Source organism: Streptomyces sp. NPDC042102 (genome assembly GCF_055582305.1).
In genome coordinates, this window is the sequence record NZ_JBVJDL010000016.1 from 1 (window position 1) to 18,291 (window position 18,291).

Annotated in this window: 6 protein-coding genes; 4 read left to right on the forward strand and 2 right to left on the reverse strand. The window is 69.7% G+C overall.

The features are described 5' to 3' along the window. Nucleotides 1-276 precede the first annotated feature (276 nt). A complete protein-coding gene (locus ACZ6KO_RS32525) occupies nucleotides 277-1,275 on the reverse strand; it encodes an AraC family transcriptional regulator (RefSeq protein ID WP_469307569.1) in 999 nt (332 codons plus the stop codon). An 85-nt stretch (nucleotides 1,276-1,360) separates the two neighbouring features. Between ACZ6KO_RS32525 and ACZ6KO_RS32530 the strand changes: the two genes are divergently transcribed. Continuing rightward, a complete protein-coding gene (locus ACZ6KO_RS32530) occupies nucleotides 1,361-2,242 on the forward strand; it encodes an NAD(P)H-binding protein (protein WP_469307570.1) in 882 nt (293 codons plus the stop codon). Between the two features lie 552 nt (nucleotides 2,243-2,794). After that, the gene (locus ACZ6KO_RS32535) at nucleotides 2,795-5,518 is read left to right on the forward strand and encodes a DNRLRE domain-containing protein (protein ID WP_469307571.1); all 2,724 of its coding nucleotides are present in this window, start codon (nucleotides 2,795-2,797) and stop codon (nucleotides 5,516-5,518) included. An 86-nt stretch (nucleotides 5,519-5,604) separates the two neighbouring features. Here the strand turns inward: ACZ6KO_RS32535 and ACZ6KO_RS32540 are convergent, their stop codons facing one another. Next, entirely contained in the window at nucleotides 5,605-6,345 is a 741-nt protein-coding gene (locus ACZ6KO_RS32540) for an ATP-grasp domain-containing protein (RefSeq protein WP_469307648.1), read from the reverse strand. 473 nt (nucleotides 6,346-6,818) lie between these two features. Here ACZ6KO_RS32540 and ACZ6KO_RS32545 point away from each other — a divergent pair, with 473 nt between their 5' ends. Both ACZ6KO_RS32545 and ACZ6KO_RS32550 read left to right on the forward strand, forming a co-directional pair. After that, nucleotides 6,819-11,204 (forward strand): LamG domain-containing protein, encoded by a 4,386-nt coding sequence (locus tag ACZ6KO_RS32545; RefSeq protein ID WP_469307572.1) that lies wholly within the window; start codon nucleotides 6,819-6,821, stop codon nucleotides 11,202-11,204. A 116-nt stretch (nucleotides 11,205-11,320) separates the two neighbouring features. Continuing rightward, entirely contained in the window at nucleotides 11,321-18,283 is a 6,963-nt protein-coding gene (locus ACZ6KO_RS32550) for a polymorphic toxin-type HINT domain-containing protein (RefSeq protein WP_469307573.1), read from the forward strand. The last annotated feature ends 8 nt before the right edge of the window (nucleotides 18,284-18,291 follow it).

Consider the following 18,291-nt stretch of genomic DNA (forward strand, 5'->3'; position numbering starts at 1 on the left):
GGCTGCACACCTACAATCACCACCGCGGACACACCGCGCTCGCAGGCAAACCACCTGCCAGCCGCGTCCCCAACCTCACTGGGCAATACACCTAGAGAGCGTTTCTTCCTGTTGCGGGGTTCCTGGTGTCACGCCTCCTCCCACGTGGGTGGAGAGTGGTTCGAGGTATCGCGGCCGCCGTACTTGCCTGTGGAGACGCGCCGGGAAAGGGCCGTCGCGGACGGCCTTCCCGCGAGCGTCTCCCACGCCTTCCGCATCTTCGGCAGGACTGGGAAGTCAATTCAGGGGCCCGTCGAGTGGAACGACGTCGGGAAGCCCGCTGGGAACTGTGGGCCGTGCGGCTGCCTGTTCCGCGCGGCGGTAGTAGCCGGGCGCGCTGCCGAACTGGCGCTTGAAGGCATGGGCGAAGGCGTACTCCGAGCCGTAGCCGACCCTGCCGGCGACCGAATGGAGCGGGGCGTCAGTGGTGCGCAGGAGGCGGGCGGCGGTGGTCAGGCGCCACCAGGTGAGGTACGCGAGCGGGGGCCGGCCCACGAGGGCGGTGAAGCGGCGGGCGAAGGCGGCGCGGGAGAGGCCGGCGTGGTCGGCGAGCGACTGGACGGTCCAAGCGTGGTGCGGTGCGCGGTGGACGGCGTCCAGGGCGCGGCGTACGACAGGGTCGGCGAGTGCGGCGGCCCAGCCGCTGGTACGGCCCTCGGATGGGCGGAGCTCGGCCCAGGCCCGAAGGGCGAACAGCAGCAGCATGCCGAGGAGAGCCGGGACGGCGGCGTCCGTGCCCGGCCGGGGCGAGTCCAGTTCGCCGCGCAGGAGGTCGACGGCGGCGCGGAGTTCGGGATGGCGGCCCGGAACGGCGGGCAGGTGGAGGACGTCCGGGACCTCGGCAAGGAGCGGGTGCGCGCGGTCCGGGGTGAGCTGGTAGGCGCCGCACAGCGTGACGGTGGTGGGCGGTCCTGCGGTGGTTTCGCCCCCGATCGCGTCGACGGCGCGTGGGGGCGCGGTGCGCGGATCGCAGGCGGGTTCGGCGAGCGGGGTCGACGGGTGGTCGGCCAGGCCGTGGCCGTGGCCGCGTGGCAGCAACAGCACGTCGCCGGCGCCGAGGGGCACGGCGGGGGCGTCGTCGCGGATGAGCCAGCAGGAGCCGTCGAGAATGACCTGGCAGCCGGCGGCGCCCGGTACGGCGGGGAAGCGCTGGCCCCACGGGCCGTACCACCGCACCAGCGCGGACCGGGGTTCTCCGGTGCGCGTCACCGCCACCACGTCGCTCAGCACGTCCACACCCGTGACCCTACCGAGACGCTCGCGCATTTCTACGAGATTCCAGCGCATGGGACGTCTCGTCCGGTCGGCGTACGTTCGAACCATGATCGAGCAGACCCACCGCCGCACACCCCGCGTCCTCGTCGTCGGCGCGACCGGAGCCGTCGGCCGCCACGTCACTGCCCTCCTCGTCGAACGCCGCGCCGACGTCCGGGCGTCTACCCGCGACCCCGCCCGCGCGGCGAACCGGCTCCTGCCCGAGGTCCGCGTCGTCCCGGGTGATCTCACCGACCGGGCGTCAATGGAGGCCGCGGCGAAGGGCGTGGACGCGGTGTTCCTCGTATGGCCGTTCCCCGTGGCCGACCGCGCCGCCGAGGCGGTAGCGGCGGTCACCGCGCACGGCGCCCGCGTCGTGTTCCTGTCCTCCGCGGCCGTACGCGACGTCCCCGGCCGGGGTCCGCAGTCCCCTGGCCGCCCGGACGCCCGTCTCGAAGCGCTGATCGCGGCCTCCGGCGCCCCCCACACCTTCCTCCGCCCCCACGGCTTCATGTCGAACACCCTGCGCTGGGCCGAGGCCGTCCGCAGCACGGGCGTGGTCCGCGGTTTCGGCGGCGAAGCCTGCCTGAATCTGATCGACGAGCGCGACATCGCTGCCGTCGCCGTGCACGCCCTCATCGAGGACGGACACGACGGCCGTGCCTACGACCTCACCGGCCCGTCGTCCCCCAGTCAGTCCGAGCAGCTCCGCACCCTCGCCGACGTCCTCGGCCGCCCCCTCCGGTGGCACGAACTCCCGCGCCCCGCCGCCCGCGCCGAGATGCTCGCTGCCGGCTGGCCGGCCGCGGTCGCCGACGGCGCCCTCGGGTTCATGGCCGACCACATCGGCCGGCCGGAGCCGGTCACGGACACGGTCCTGAAGGTCACGGGACGTCCGCCGCGTTCCTTCCGCGACTGGCTCGCGGACCACGTGGCGCTCTTCCGCTAGCAAGACGCAGCCTGACCGAATCGTTCACCGCTTGGATCGCGAGGGGCAAGCAGACCCCAGACCGGGGAACAACCCGAGCGGCTCCGGGGACCGGGTGAGCACACTGTGGGGAGTTTCCCTATCTCCATCCATGCCACTCAGGTCACCAGCGGCCCTCTCGGCCGCCGGCATCGTCCTCCAGCGCGGCGACGTCCGGCCCCGGCCATCTCCTCCATGCGGCACGGCCACACCTGCCACGGTCGGTTTCCGACCAAGTCCGCGGCCTCGCGCCGCAGAGACGGCAGCTCATTCGGTCCGCCACCGCAGAAGCGCCTGGTAGCCCTCCGGCCAGACGAGGCTGCCCGGCCGGTAGACCCGGGTGCGCAGGCGTTGAGGTCTGATCTGGACATATGAAGGCGTGATTGAGCACCGAAGGGACATTCCGACGTCACTCGGCAGGGTGAATCTGTTCGAATACGTTCACAGGCAGTCAGCTAGCTATCCCCTCCCTTAGGGAAGCCGATGACACGATCTCGAACCCGCGCGTTGGCGTGCGCTTTCAGCGCAGCAGCCGTGTGGGCCACCAGTACGGTTGCCTACTCCTCGCCCACGACTCAGCCCGTCTCCTCCGTGCCGCCCGACGGAGCCGAGCGGACGGTCGTCGCCCGTACGGCGACCTCCACCGCGTACAAGCTGCCGAACGGCAAGATCCTTACCGAGCTGCATTCCGGCCCCATCCGCGTCAAGCAGGCAGATGGCAGCTGGGCCGACATCGATACCCGGCTCGTCGCCGATGGGTCCACTCTGCGGCCCAAGGCGGCCAAGAGCGACGTCAGCTTCTCCACAGGCGGAGCCGGACCCTTCGCACGAGTGGAGCAGAGCACCGGTGCCGTGCTGGAGCTCGGTTGGGCCGGGCGGCTCCCCAGGCCCGACATCGACGGCAGCAGGGCCGTCTACCGCGGCGTAGTCGCCCAGGGCGCCGGTGACCTGGTGGCTACCGCGTTGCCCACCGGCCTGCGCTTCGACATCGTCCTCAACCGCCGTCCCGACGGTCCGGTCGAGGTCGAGGTCCCGGTCATCGGCAAGGGGCTGGAGGTGAGCAAGGAGAGCAGCGGCCGGTTGAGGGTCACGGACGGCGATACGGTCGTGGCCGCCTCCTCCCCTCCCGTGATGTACGACGCCGATTCGCCCTTCGCCCAGCGCCCCGGAAAGGCCCGGCAGGCCCGGGCCGTGCAGGGTGGCCAGGGGCGTGTCGGTGACATCGCTACGGACGTGGCCGACACCGGCGCGGGCAAGACGCTGGTCCTCACGCCGTCGCCCGAGTTCCTCGCCGACCCGGCCACCGTCTATCCGGTCACCGTCGACCCCTCCGTCGTGCTGCCGCTGGGCGGCGACACCGACGTCAACAGCGTCTTCGACGTGAACAATGTCTCCGGCGGCTACCTGAAGGCCGGCACCGAGGCCGACGGTGAGAAGGCGCGCACGTACCTGCGCTTCAACACCCAGGGCCTGAAGACCCCCACGAGCGCGGTCCTCCGCCTGACGAACCTCGATGCCCCCTCCTGCGGTCCGATCGTCGGAGCCGGCATCCAGGCACGGCGCGTCACCGGCTTCTGGGACGCCGCCGAACAGACCTGGACCCCGCAACCCGCCCACACCACCGAGGACGCCGTCACCTCCACCGAGGGCTCCCAGCTCGGCTCTTGCGGCAGCGGCACCATGGCGTGGGACGTCACCCCGATCGTGACCAAGTGGGCCACCGGCACCCCGAACCACGGCCTCGTCCTGCAGTCGCCGACGGAATCCGCGAACGCCGACTACCGCGTCTTCGCCTCCGCGGAGAACACCGATGGCCTGCAGCCCCCGGTCCTGGAGCTGACCTCCGACGAAGTCATCACCCCAGGTGAAGGCGAGGACCCTGCGGATCCGGGTGCGGAGCCGTACAAGCCGGGCAGGGTCGAGCCCGAGACGGGCGTGTGGATCACGGACGCCGTCGACCTCGCCGACGACGGACTGATCACCACGCGCAGCCACAGCGCGGGGCAGCGCATCGACGTGACCCAGCCGAACGAGGCGGTACTGGGGCCCAAATGGCGGTTCGAACCGCTGGGCGGGAAGCTCGGGGACCGGCTCCAGGACTACAGCGCCAACGGTTACCTGCAGATCAAGCTCTCCAGCGGCATCAGTTCCGACCGCTTCCTCGTCGACGCCTCCGACCCCGACAAGTTCGTCGCTCCCGACGGTGCCGGGACCGTCGTACGCAACGCCGACGGCACATTCACCCACACCCACGTCATCACCACCACCGATGAAGTGACCGGAGCGCCGATCAGCACCGACACGATCGACGTGTGGACCAAGGTCGGTAGCACGCATCTGATCACCGCTACCGGTGACGCTGCGACCGGCATGACCGCCGTCACCTACAACAGCGCAGGCCGGCTCACCGCGATGGCGTCTCCCATGACGAAGGGCACGGACTGTCGTACGCCGGATGCGGCCAAGTGCTCCGTGGCCCAGTACGCCTACGCCACCACCACGACCGCCACCCCATCGGCATTCGGGGACGTCGCCGGGCAGCTGAAGACGATCACCTACGACGCTGCCGGCGACGCCGCTCCCGTCACCGCTGCCGCCTATGCCTACGACAGCGCCAAACGGCTGCGACAGATCACCGACCCCCGACCGACAGAGGGGGAGCCGGTCAGGACGACGACCTACACCTACGACTCCCAGGGCAACGTCACGAAGCTGTCCAGCCCCGAGGCCGGCAGCTGGACACTGACCTACACCGCGGCCGGCAAGCTCAGCGGCTACACCCCGACAGTCACGGCGACCGCCCTCCCGCCCGTCTCCAGGTGCAAGTACATGAGCCAGTTCCTCTGGGGCACGAACGGGTGCACGGTCACGGACGGCGTCCCCATGATGTACAACGCACAGAAACTCCCCGTGAAGGACGTCAGGACCGTCGGAGGCAAATGGGTCAGGGGCGTCATCAACGACCACTGCACCTCACCGTTCGGCAGCTACCCCGGCGGCTTCAACTTCGTCCGGGCCTGCGACATGCACGACTACGGCTACGGCATCATCTACTACAGCAAGACCGACACCTACTGGACGCCGGCCAAGGCGCACGCGGCGGACTCGGTCTTCTACACCACCCTGCGCGACCACGTCTGCAACGCCTACTCCAACAAACCAGTTCCCCGGGCGACATGGACCAAGCGGACGCTGTGCAAGGAGTGGGCGTACAAGTACTACCTCGGTGTCAAGTTCGGCGGCGGGTGGGAGATGTAGAGGCACCTTCCGGCCTGACCCGTACCCGGGCGGGGTCCGGAGACGACAGCTCACACCAGTCTCTCCGGACCCCGCTGTACTACGCCTCACCTGGCGGGGCTGACCGCTCCGGTCGGCCGGCAGAACCGGCGGTCCCGCTCGGCGATCTGTCCGCGCGGACCAGCTGAGCGCAGGACGACGTCCAGGACCCGGTCCGGATCCGCGGCGTAGCAATTGCTGAACCACGCCATGTTCGCCTCGACCACTGCCCACTGGTCGGCGGCGCCGTGCTCAGGTGTGGTCAGGAGCCCGACATCCACCACCACCGCGCTGGGCAGGCCACCGCCGCTCGTGGCCAGGAGATCGCCCGCGAACCCCAGGACAGCGTCTTCATGGCGGTGCCCGTCCAGCGGCTCGGCGTCGAGACGGCCGAAGGTGGCGTACTGCGAACCCGTGCGGACCTCGCCGTCCAGGAGGTACAGCCGAAACTCCGCCGCCCAGGTCACCACGTCGCTGATCTGTACGGGCACGTCCGGCGACAGCTCCGGGCTTCCCGGGAGGCAACGACCGCCGGCGTAGACCGCGGCCGGGAAGCTCTTGTCACTGGGCGGCTTGACGAAGGCCGGGCGGGACAGACGGCGCGCCTCGCCCAGGGTCGCCATGGTGATGCGCCGTCCGGTGCACTCGTACGGCAATGTGGTCAGCCAGTCGTCAGATGGCTGCAAGAGCGCGACCTCAAGGGCATCCACGACGCGTGCCGCGAAGGCGGGTCCGCCGTAGTAGTGGCCACCACGCCTGCCCATGGCGGTGCCCGCACCGCCATGGGCAGGAAGTACTTCTACATCCATGCCCCGCCGACGCGCCGACGTGGAGAGCAGCTCGGATGTCGTGGTGTATTGCGGCGCCAACGCCAGGAAACCGTGATCCGTCACGATGACTGACGATGCCACCGATTCGGCCGTACGGTCCACAACGTTCGGGCGCCCACGCCTCGGGGCCGACCAGTCGGCCAAGCGACGCACCGATTGGTCAACAGAAGGTAAAGAATCCTTGCTCGGTGCCGGACTTGGCGGGCAGTCAGCGTCCGGCATCCGCATGACGGCGTCCGTGCCCTCCGTGCCCTTCGCGTCAACTGCCATCCAATGGACTGCAGTTGATGGGCAGGAGGGAGGTGTGAAGTCCATCGAGCGGCTGCCTTCGCGTGCCTGGGCGGACGAGCCGCCGAGGACGAGGTGATGCAGTTCATGTTGACCATGCAGGTCAGATCTCATTTTGATTCGCATGTTTACTGATCTTTTATCTTTCCTGTGGGGGGAGCGCGGTGGTTCATCCGCCGGGCCTTTGGCCTGCTCAAAATCGGCGGCGCGGACGCGCCGCATCACGTCTTGCGGTCTTCAGCCTTGCGGCCGTCACGGCCCTGACCACCTGGCTGCCGACTGCCCCGGCCGCTGCCGCCGCCGCACCGTTCGCCACCGGTGCCGACGGCAGCGCCGCCGCGTCGCAGGACACGCCGGAGACGCTGGCCCTGGCGGAAGCCAGGAAGACCGGCAAGGACGTATCCGTCGCCGCCATGCGCCGGGAGACCGGCGACGTGGTCGCGAAGCCGGACGGCTCGCTCGTCGCCACCGTCTACACCAAGCCCGTCCGGACTCTCAAGGGCGGTGAGTGGCACGACATCGACACCACCTTGCGCAAGGCCGATGACGGCAGCGTGGCCCCGGCGGCCACCCTGCCCGACCTCGCCTTCTCCGGCGGCGGCAGCCAGCCGCTGGTCCGTATCGCGCAGGCGGGCAAGGAAGTACGGCTGACCTGGCCGAAGCCGTTGCCCGCCCCCGTCCTCGACGGGAACACCGCCGAGTACCGCTCGATCCTGCCCGACGTGGACCTGCGGCTGACGGCCACCGAGACCGGGTTCACCCAGCTGATCGTGGTCAAGACGCCGGCCGCGGCGAAGAACCCGCAGCTGGACCAGCTCAAGCTTGGGCTCTCCGCGCCGGGCCTGACCACGCGTCAAGGCCCGGATGGCGTACTGAAGATGACCGACTCCGCCGGCGGGACGGTCTTCGAGGCGCCCAAGCCGGTCATGTTCGACTCCGCGTCCGGCCAGGCCGAGGGCTCGGTGGTCCCTTCCGCCGTCCCGGAGGCCGCCGTACTGGCCCCGACGGGCCGCTCCCTGCCGCAGTCGGCTCCCGCGGCGGGTTCCTTCGCAGCGGCCGCTGCGAACGCGCCGGGCTCGCACTCGGCCGCTGTCAAGGTCTCCGTGCCCGCCGACCAGAAGAGCCTCGTCCTCACCCCGGACCAGGCCTTGCTGGACTCGCCCGGCACCGTCTTCCCGGTCCTCATCGACCCGAACATCCAGACGCCCCGCGCCAACGGCTGGGCCGGCATCTCCCGGCACTGGCAGGACAACGCGTACTGGAAGTTCACCGGTGACTTCGGCAACGGCCTGTGCATCGCATCCAGTTGTGCCTCCAACGACGTCAAGCGCGTCCTGTACGCCTTCCCGGTCAAGGGCTGGGGCTTCGTCGGCAAGCGCATCATGGACGCGAAGCTGAACGTGTGGGAGACCCACGCCTACAGCTGCACCAAGAAGCCCCTCCAGCTGTACGCGACCAACCGCATCGGCTCGGGTACCACCTGGCGCAACTCCAGCTCCTCCTCCTTCTGGGTGCAGCACCTCCAGACGATCAACGCCGCCCGCGGCTACGACGGCTGCGCCGCGGGCTACGTCGAGTTCGGCGGCAGCTCTTCGAAGGCCCTGCGGGACAAGGTCCAGCAGGCGGCCGACAACAACTGGGTGGACCTCACCCTCGGGCTCAAGGCCGAGAACGAGTCGGACGGCTACGCCTGGAAGCGGTTCAACAGCAACGCCGGCCTCCAGGTCACCTACAACCTGCCGCCCCGGCAGGCCCCGATGTCGGACCTGTCGATGTCCCCGGGTTCGGTGTGCTCCACCAGCGCTGTGGTGATCACCAAGCATCCGCAGGTCACCGCGAAGGTGTCCGACCCCGACAACGAGCCCCTCGGCGTGCAGTTCGCCGTGTCCTGGGACAACGGCGACGGCACCGGCATGAGCGGCAAGTGGTTCTCCACGGGTGCGATGGGCACAGCGCCCCCCGCCAACACCTTCAAGGCCTCCGGTTCGCAGTTCTCCGTCACCCTCCCCACCAGCGTCCCCAAGGACAAGCTGATCAACTGGGCGGTGCGGGGCTGGGACGGCGCCGAATGGGGGCCGTGGAGCTACGACGGCACCCCGACCGCCTGCTACTTCAAGATCGACACCTCGGCGCCGGCGGGGCCGGTGACCACCTCGCCCGACTTCCCCGGCTCCACGGACGCCCAGGCGCCCCTCGCCTGGACCGACGGCGTCGGCAAGTACGGCACGTTCACCTTCGACACCGCCTCCACCGACGCGGTGAAGTACCAGTACGGCCTGGACCAACTGCCCTCGGCGGCCCGGGAGGTAGCCACCACCGGCGGCGCGCCCCAGACCGTCAGGCTGCTGATGCAGAAGGAGGGCCCGCACTTCGTGTCCGTTCGGGCGCTGGACGCCGCGGGCAACGCCTCCGAGCCGACCACGTACTACTTCAACGTCCAGCGCGGCCACCCGCAGCGGGCCGGCTGGACCATGGACGACGTCACCGGCACCTCGGTCGCACCCGCCGGGTCCGACCTGCCCGCGACGCTGGCCGCCGGCACGGTCGGCGCCCCCGGCCACACCGGGACCGCCGTCGAGCTGAGCGGTCAGCGCGCCGCGGACACGACCCCGCTGCAGTACCTCGCGACGGACACCGCCGTACTGGAGACGGACAAGAGCTTCGCCGTCTCCGCGTGGGTCAAGGCCGCCACCCTGACGCCGCAGTTCCAGGCGGTCGTCAGCCAGGGCGGCGAGCACATGGCCTCCTTCCAGATGGGCATCTCGGCGGGCAAGTGGGCGATCAAGGTCGCCAGCGCCGACGCCAGCAGTGGCTACACCTGGACCACCGCGAGCAGTGAGACCCTGCCGGTGGCGGGCCAGTGGACCCACCTGACCGGTGTGTACGACGCCACGGCCAAGCAGCTGAAGCTGTTCGTGAACGGCCAGGAGGCCTCGTCCGTCCCGGCCACGGTGTGGAACGCCCGCGGCCCGATGTACTTCGGGCAGATGCGCTGGCGCGACACCTACACCGACCCCTGGTTCGGCTCGCTCGACGAGATCCACGCCTACGACCGGGCGCTGACCCCGGCCGAGGCCGCGGACCTGGCCGCGGACAAGCCGTTGACGGCCGGACGGGGCGCCAAGGGCGTGTGGTCGCTCGACGAGACCTCGGGCACGACCATGGCCGGGCGCACCGAGTCCCCCGGGCTGACGCTCGTCGGCTCTGCCACCACCGGTACGGCCGGAGTCCAGGGCAAGGCCCTCAGCACCGGCGCGACGGGCTACGCCACGGCCGGCCGCCCGGTCGTGGACGGCACCCGAAGCTTCGCCGTGTCGGCCTGGGTACGCCGGCCGGCCTTGGCCGCCGGAGACCACTCGTCGAAGGTCGTCATCGCCCAGGCGGGGACGCAGCGCTCGGAGTTCTCCCTCTACTACTCCGGCTACTACAAGAAGTGGGTCTTCGGGCGGTACCCGCAGGACGCCGGCACGCCGGACATCGTCCGGGCCATGCAGCCTGCCTGCACCGTCGGCTCCCAGGTCAACGGGGCGCCCTGCATCGGGGAGACCGGCGGTCAGTGGACCCACCTGGTCGGCGTCTCCGACACGGTGGCCCGCAAGAACCGTCTGTACGTCGACGGGCACCTCGTCGCCGAGGCCGACTACACGCAGACCGCGCCGTGGTCCGCGCCGGGCCCGCTGATGATCGGCGCAGGCCGGGACGATGCCACCGTGGGCAGCCACTTCGGTGGGGACATCGACGACGTCCGGGTGTTCGACCGGGTCGTCACCCAGCCCGAGGTCCGCGAGATGATCACCCAGCGTCCGCAGCTCGTCGGCCGATGGAAGCTCAACGAGGCCACGGCCGGGAAGACCCCGGGGGAGCCCTCGGGCGCCTTCGCCTCGCTGTCCGCCGGCGGTGCCGCCATCGTGGCCGGCGGCGGAGTCACCGGGAGCGGCAGCCTGGGCCTCACCGGGCCCGGCGGCTACGCAAGCTCGACGGCGGCCCCGCGGACCAACGAGAGCTTCACCATCGCGGGCTGGGCCTCGGCCGGTTCACCCACGTCGGACATGACCGTCCTGTCCGTCGCGGGCACCAACGAGTCCGCCGTCACCGTCGGCTGGCACTTCGACAAACTCGTCGACGGCCAGGCCACCGGCTGGTGGGAGGCCAAGGTCACCGGCACAGACGGTGCGACCGCGGCGTACACCACGGTGACGCACACCTTCGACCAGAGTCTGTGGATCGGCGACTGGAACCACATCGCCGTCGTCTACAACGGTTTCGACAAGCAGCTGAGCCTCTACGTGAACGGCAACCTGGAGAACCAGATCTGCTCGGACGGTGCCGCTCCCGGCTGCGTGGAGCACGTCTCCTTCGCGGGTGTGCCCACTCCGTTCACCGCCGGCGGCGGCCTCCAGTTCGGCCGTGCCCGCGCGGGCGGCGCCTGGGTGAAGCCGCTGACCGGTGAGATCGACGACGTCTGGGTCTACCAGGGCGTCCTCAGCCCGGCGCAGATCACCGTACTGGCCGACCCGACCGCCGAACTCGGCACGGCCACAGCGCTCTAGTTCCCCTTCCCACAAGTCGTCCGTCCGGGCCCACGGGCCCGGACGGACCCATGAGGTATCCAAGAATGAATGTCTTCCGCCGCCACAGACGCGGCACAGCCCGGATAGCGCTCGTGGTGAGCGGCGCACTCGCCGCCACCCTCCTGCAAGCCGTGCCGAGCACTCCCGCCCTCGCCAACTCCAAACCGCCCACAGCGAACTCCCACGAGCGTGCGGTGAAGGGCACCGCGGGCAAGACCAGGCCACGCGTCACGAAGACGCCGTCGGCAGTGCCCAAGCCTGAGATCAACTGGCCGAAGGCCGCCACCGCCACGGTCCAGGCAGCCGCTCAGGCCGGTACCGCGGGCAGCGCCTCGAACACGGCGCCTCACCGGGCCGGGGAGATGTTCCTCGCGCCCGGCAAGCGGCAGGTGCCCGGCCCGAGCGCCCCCGCCCCGCAGCAGGTCAAGGCGAAGGTCCTCGACCGGTGGGCCGCGCAGCGGGCGGGCATCGACGGTGTGCTCCTGACCGTCGGCCGTACCGATTCCACGCCGGAAAGCGCCAACGTCCGGGTCAGCCTCGACTACGCCGGATTCGCCCGGGCGGCAGGCGCCGGCTACGGCCAGCGTCTGAACCTGGTCCAGCTGCCCTCCTGCGTCCTGACCACGCCCAGTGATCCCGAGTGCCGCAAGGCCACGCCACTTCGCTCGGTCAACAACCAGGAGTCCCAGCAGCTCATCGCCGAGGACGTGACGGTGCCGGCCGTCGCAGCGGTCGCCGCGTCCGGTCCCCGGTCCGCGTCCGGTGCCCGGTCCGCGTTCGCCGCGGGTGCGAGCGCCGGACCCGTGGTCCTGGCCGCCACCTCCGCCGCGGCCGGCCCCTCGGGCAACTTCACGGCCACTCCGCTGGCCGCCTCCGGGCGCTGGAGCGCCGACCTGAACGGCGGTTCCTTCAACTGGAGCTACCCCATCGCCGTCCCGGCGGTCCCGGGCGACCACAAGCCGGACCTCGGACTCTCGTACTCCTCGGCTTCCATCGACGGACGCAGTGCCAACAGCAACAACCAGGCCTCCTGGGCCGGTGACGGCTTCGGCATGGCCGCCGCCGGCTTCGTCGAGCGTTCGTACAAGTCCTGCGGCGACGACGGCGTCAAGGACGGCATCAACACGCCGGGTGACCTGTGCTGGGGCTACGACAACGCCACCATCAGCTTCGCCGGCCACTCCGGCGAGCTGATCCCGGTCTCCGCCGACGAGTGGCGCATCCAGGGTGACGACAACACCAAGGTGGTCCGCGTCCGCGACACCGCGCGCGGCAACGGCGACAACGACGGTGAGTACTTCAAGGCCACCCTCCCGGACGGCACCCAGTACTTCTTCGGCTACAACCGGCTGCCCAACTGGGCCACCGGGAAGCCCGAGACCAAGTCCGTCTTCACGGTGCCCGTCTTCGGCGACGACTCCGGCGAGCCCTGCCACGCCTCGACGTTCGCGGCCTCCTGGTGCCAGCAGGGCTGGCGCTGGAACCTGGACCTGGTGATCGACCCCAAGGGGAACGACATCACCTACTGGTACAAGCAGGAGGCCAACTCCTACGGCCGCAACCTCAAGGCGGCGGACGACACCCCGTACGTGCGCGGCGGCTGGCTGGAGCACATCGAATACGGGCAGCGGAGCAACGAGATCCACTCGGCCACGGTCAAGCCGATGGCCCGGGTGAACTTCACCACTGCCGAGCGCTGCCTGGAGACGACCGCCGGCCTCTGTGACCCGGCCAAGATCGATACCAATCGCCAGTACTGGTACGACACGCCCTGGGACATGAACTGCAAGGCGGGAACGGACTGCGACAAGGGCCGCTTCGCACCCACCTTCTTCTCCCGCCACCGCCTGACGGCCGTCGTCACCCAGACCCTGCAGGGCGACGGCACGTACAAGGACATCGACCGGTGGGACCTCAAGCACCACTGGGGGACCGCCGACAACGACTACCAGCTGCTGCTGTCCTCCGTGCAGCACACCGGCCTTGCCGGCACCACGGCCCTGCCCGTGCCGCCGACCACCTTCTCGTACAAGGCCATGCCCAACCGTCTGGACAAGGACGACGACGGCCGGCTGCCCTTCCACAAGCAGCGCCTGACCTCGATCGCCGACGAGTTCGGCGGGCAGATCGACGCCAACTACTCCGCCGCGGCCTGTTCCTGGTCGTCGCTGCCCAAGCCGGAGGACAACACCACCCGGTGCTTCCCGGTCAAGTACCAGCCGGTGGACGACGGTCCGATCACCAACGAGTGGTTCAACAAGTACGTCGTGGAATCGGTTCTGGCCACCGACCGGACCGGCGGTGCGCCGGACACCATGACCAAGTACACCTACGTCGGCGGTGCCGCCTGGCACTTCGACGATGACGACGGCCTGACCCCGGAGAAGCTCAAGACCTGGTCGCAGTGGCGTGGCTACGGCCACACCCGGGTCGAGACGGGCTCCACCCAGGCGTTCACCGCCCAGGAGGACCACTACTTCCTGCGCGGCATGCACGGGGACCGCAGCGACCCCTCCGACAAGTCCAGGACTCGCTCGGTACAGATCCCCGACGGTGAGGGCACCACTCTCACCGACCACGAGGCGTGGCGCGGATTCGAGTACCGCAAGGAGGAGTACGACCGGCCCGGTGGCAAGATCCTGCAGAAGCAGGTGAACACCCCCTGGAAGAAGGAGACCGCCAGCCGGGTACGCGACTGGGGTACGAGCACCGCCGACCTCACCGGCATCAGCTCCACCCGGCAGTTCGTCTCCCTCGACAAGGGAGCGGGCTCGTCCTGGCGCGAGATCCGCAAGAACACCCCGGTCTTCGACGGGTATGGACGCCCCACCACCGAGGAAGACCTCGGTGACACCGCGACCCCGGCCGACGACACCTGCACGCGCACCACTTACGCGGACAACACCTCCGCGTGGATCCTGACCGGGTCCATCCGGACCGAGAAGGTGGTCGGGAACTGCGCGAAGGCAGTCGACCGCACCACCCGCGCCGACGGGACCTCCGACGTGCTGTCGGACATCCGGACCCGCTACGACGGGCAGGCGTACGGGACGGCCCCGACCAAGGGTCTGGCCACCCTGACCAGCACGCTCAAGGACCGCTCGGCCACGCAGGCGGTGTACCTCGACAACGCCACCACGTACGACGTCTACGGCCGACAGCTGACCGTGACGGGCCTTGCGTCCACGAGCGTGTTCAACCCGGCCAACGAGTCCGCGGCGCCGACGACCACGGCGCACGCGCAGGCTCAGACCAGCACGACCGCCTACACCCCGGCCACCGGCCGGCCGACCAGCATGAAGCTCACCAGCCCGCCGGCAACGGTGGGGCAGGCCGCGACCGCCCAGATCACGACGACGACCTACGACAGCCTGCGTGCCGCGCCGGTCGTCGTCGCCGACACCACCGGCCGCAAGACCGAGGTGGAGTACGACGCCCTCGGCCGGACCCGCAAGGTGTGGCAGCCCAACCGTTCCAAGGCCGGCGGCCAGACCCCGAACGCCGAGTTCCGTTACCACACGGTGGAAGGCGCGATCACGGCCGTCGAAACGCTCAGCCTGCGCAACGACGGCTCGCAGGAGTCCCGCTACACCCTGTACGACGGGTTCGCCCGGCCCCGCCAGACCCAGGCGCCGGGCACGGCCGGCGGCATGGTCCTGACGGACAGCTTCTACAACGCGATGGGCCAGGTCTCGCTGGAGTACGCGCCGTACTACGCGACGAAGGCCCCCTCCACCACGCTCTTCAAGGTGGACGACGCGACGGGCGTCGAGACGCAGACCGCGACCGAGTTCGACGGCCTCAACCGGCCGGTGAAGTCCACCCTGCTCAAGGGCAACGGCGTGGGCACCCCGCTGGCGGTGACCACCACCGAGTACGGCGGTGACCACATCACCGTCACGCCGCCGCAGGGCGGCACGCCGACGACCACGTTCTCGAACGCGGCCGGCAAGCCGACCGAGGTCCGCGAGTACAAGTCGGCCACCGCGACCGGCCCGTACGACGGCACACTGCGGTCCTACGACGCACTGGGCAACATGGTCCGGCTGACCGACGCCGGAGGCAGCGTCTGGACCTGGGGTTACGACCAGTTCGGCCGACAGGTCAAGGCCGTGGACCCGGACACCGGGACCAGCACGACCACGTACAACGACCGCGGCCTGAAGTCCTCGGTGAAGGACGGCCGGGGCAAGATCGTCGCCTACGTCTACGACAACCTGGGCCGCGAGCTGGAGACCCGCGAGGGGTCGGCCACCGGTCCGCTGCTCACCTCGAAGACCTGGGACCCGACCGGCGCCCAGGGCCAGCTGGCGAGCAGCACCCGGCACCACACCGTCGGCGGCACGACGTACCAGTACAAGACGACCCTCGCCAACTACGACGCGATGCTGCGTCCGGGCAGGACCACCGTCACCGTTCCCTCGGTTCCGGGTCAGGAGGCGCTGGCCGGCTCGTACGTCACGGGCGGCACGTTCAACCTCGACGGCACGCAGAAGACCGTCAGCCTCCCGGCGGCGGGCAGCCTGGCGGCCGAGACGCTGGCCTTCGACTACGACGCCTTGCACCAGCTCACCGGTGTGAGCAGCGGCATGGGCAGCTACCTGACCGGCCAGACGTACACCCTGACCGGCAAGCCGCTCCAGTCCACGCTCAAGGCCGACGGCCAGGACACCTGGATCACCGACAGCTACGAGTTCGGGACCCAGCGGCTGGCGACCCGGCGCACCGACCAGTACGGCATCGCGCAGGCCGCGAGCGTCCTGACGTACGGCTACGACCAGGTCGGCAACGTCAAGTCCATCACCGACGTCTCCCGCTCCGGCACCGAGACCCAGTGCTTCCAGCACGACTACCTCGCCCGGGTGTCGCAGGAGTTCACCGCCAAGGCGGCCGCCTGCCCGGCCCAGCCCACGGCGGCGGACATCGGCGGCCCGGCACCGTACTGGAACAGCTACACCTACAACGCGGACGGCACCCGCAACACGGAGACCCGGCACGACCTGTCCGGTGACACCGCCAAGAACGCCGTCCGCACCTACCAGTACCCGGCGGCGGGCGCGGCCCAGCCGCACTCCCTGCTCGGCACCAGCACCCGGACGGGCACCGGCACGCCGGTGACGCAGAGCTACGGCTATGACAAGTCGGGCAACACCACGTCCCGCAGCCTCGCCCCCGCTCCCGGATCCACCAGCAACCAGGCGCTGACCTGGAATACGGAGGGCAAGCTCAGCAAGCTCCAGGACACGGTCACCACTCCGGCGAACGGCACCTCGATGAAGACCGCCGAGTACGTGTACTCGGCGAACGGCACCCGGATGCTCGCCCACGAGACCGACAACGCCGACCCCAACGCCACCCGGACCACCCTCTACCTGGGTTCGACGGAGCTGGTGCTCCGCAAGGGCGCGGCGAAGCCGACGGCCACCCGGTACTACGCGCTCGGCAGCGCCAACGCCGTGCGCGAGGACAACGGGTCGCTCTCCTTCCAGGTGAGCGACCACCACAACACCGGCATGCTGTCGGTGGACGCGGCGACCGGGGCGGTCGAGCACCGCCGCATGACCCCGTTCGGAGTGCCGCGCGGGAACCAGCCCGCCAAGTGGGCCGGCACCAAGGGCTTCGTCGGCGGCACCATCGACGCCACCGGCCTGACCCACATCGGCGCCCGCGAGTACGACCCCACGACCGGCCGTTTCATCAGCGCGGACCCGATGCTGGAGGCAGACCGCCCCCAGACGCTCAACGGGTACACCTACGCCGCCAACAACCCGGCGACGCTGAGCGACCCGAGCGGCGCGTCCATCGCGGACTGGCTGCTGGACTACCTGTTCTCGGGTCCGGGCGGCATCTTCGGGGCCATCAAGCGGGGCGTCCGCCTCTACAAGGACATCAAGGAGGGCAGGTCCCACATCCAGGTCACCCCTGGAAAGCAGACCTGCTACTACGCCATGGGCACGGGCGGCTGCTCCACGAGCAAGCCCCAGTACAAACTGGTCAACGGCCCGGCCGCACCGGTGAAGGTGAAGGAGAGGGAAAAGGCCTACACCGGCGGCTACTCCGGCGGATATCCCGCCTGCCCGGAATGCATGAAGGACCAGGGCAATCCGGAGGTCGTGAAGGAGCTGCTGATCCTCGGCTGCTCGTTCATCCCGGTCCTCGGGTCGGGCTGCGACGCCTACGACGTGAAGCGCGCGGCAGACGAGGACGACAAGGTCGGCGTCGCGGCCGGCATCATCGCGTTCCTCCCGCTCGGTGACTTCCTCAAGCTGCCCAAGTCACTCGACAGGATCGCCGATGCAGCCAAGACCACCTGCAGGTGCTTCCTGGCCGGCACGAAGGTGCTGATGGCCGACGAGTCGACGAAGAACATCGAGGACGTCGAGGCCGGCGACACGGTCCTGGCGACCGACCCGGAAACGGGCGAGACCGCTCCGCAGAAGGTCACCCGCCTCATCGAGACGGAGGACGACAAGCACTTCAACGAGCTGTCGATCGCCACGCACTCGGGCATCGAAAAGCTGACGGCGACCCACGAGCACCCCTTCTGGTCCCCGTCGGAGAACGACTGGGTCGACGCGTCCAGGCTGAAGCCGGGCATGACCCTGCGGACGGACGCCGGCGACACGGCCGTGATAACGGCCAACCGCGCGCACACGCGGCACGTGAAGACGTACAACCTCACCGTCGACGTCGTCCACACGTACTACGTGCTGGCCGGTGAGACGCCCGTCCTGGTCCACAACTCAACCCCGTGTGAGCCGTGGACGTCGGTCGGGAAGTACGACGCGGACGGCCACCCGGTGGACGGCACCAAGATCCCCACGAATGACGCGCTCGACGCGGCGCAGAAATGGCTGGGCGAGGGGTATTACGAGACCAAGGCAGGCAGCGGACGCTACATGTCGAAGGACGGTACGCGAGTTGCCAGAATGGGCGAGACCGATATCACGGGGCAACACGGTGGCGGCCCTCACATGAATTTTGAGCGCTTGGCACCGAATCCGAAGAAGCCCGGCAAGCCCATGGTCGTCGAGAATCGCCACGTCTATCTCGGATAGCATCGACA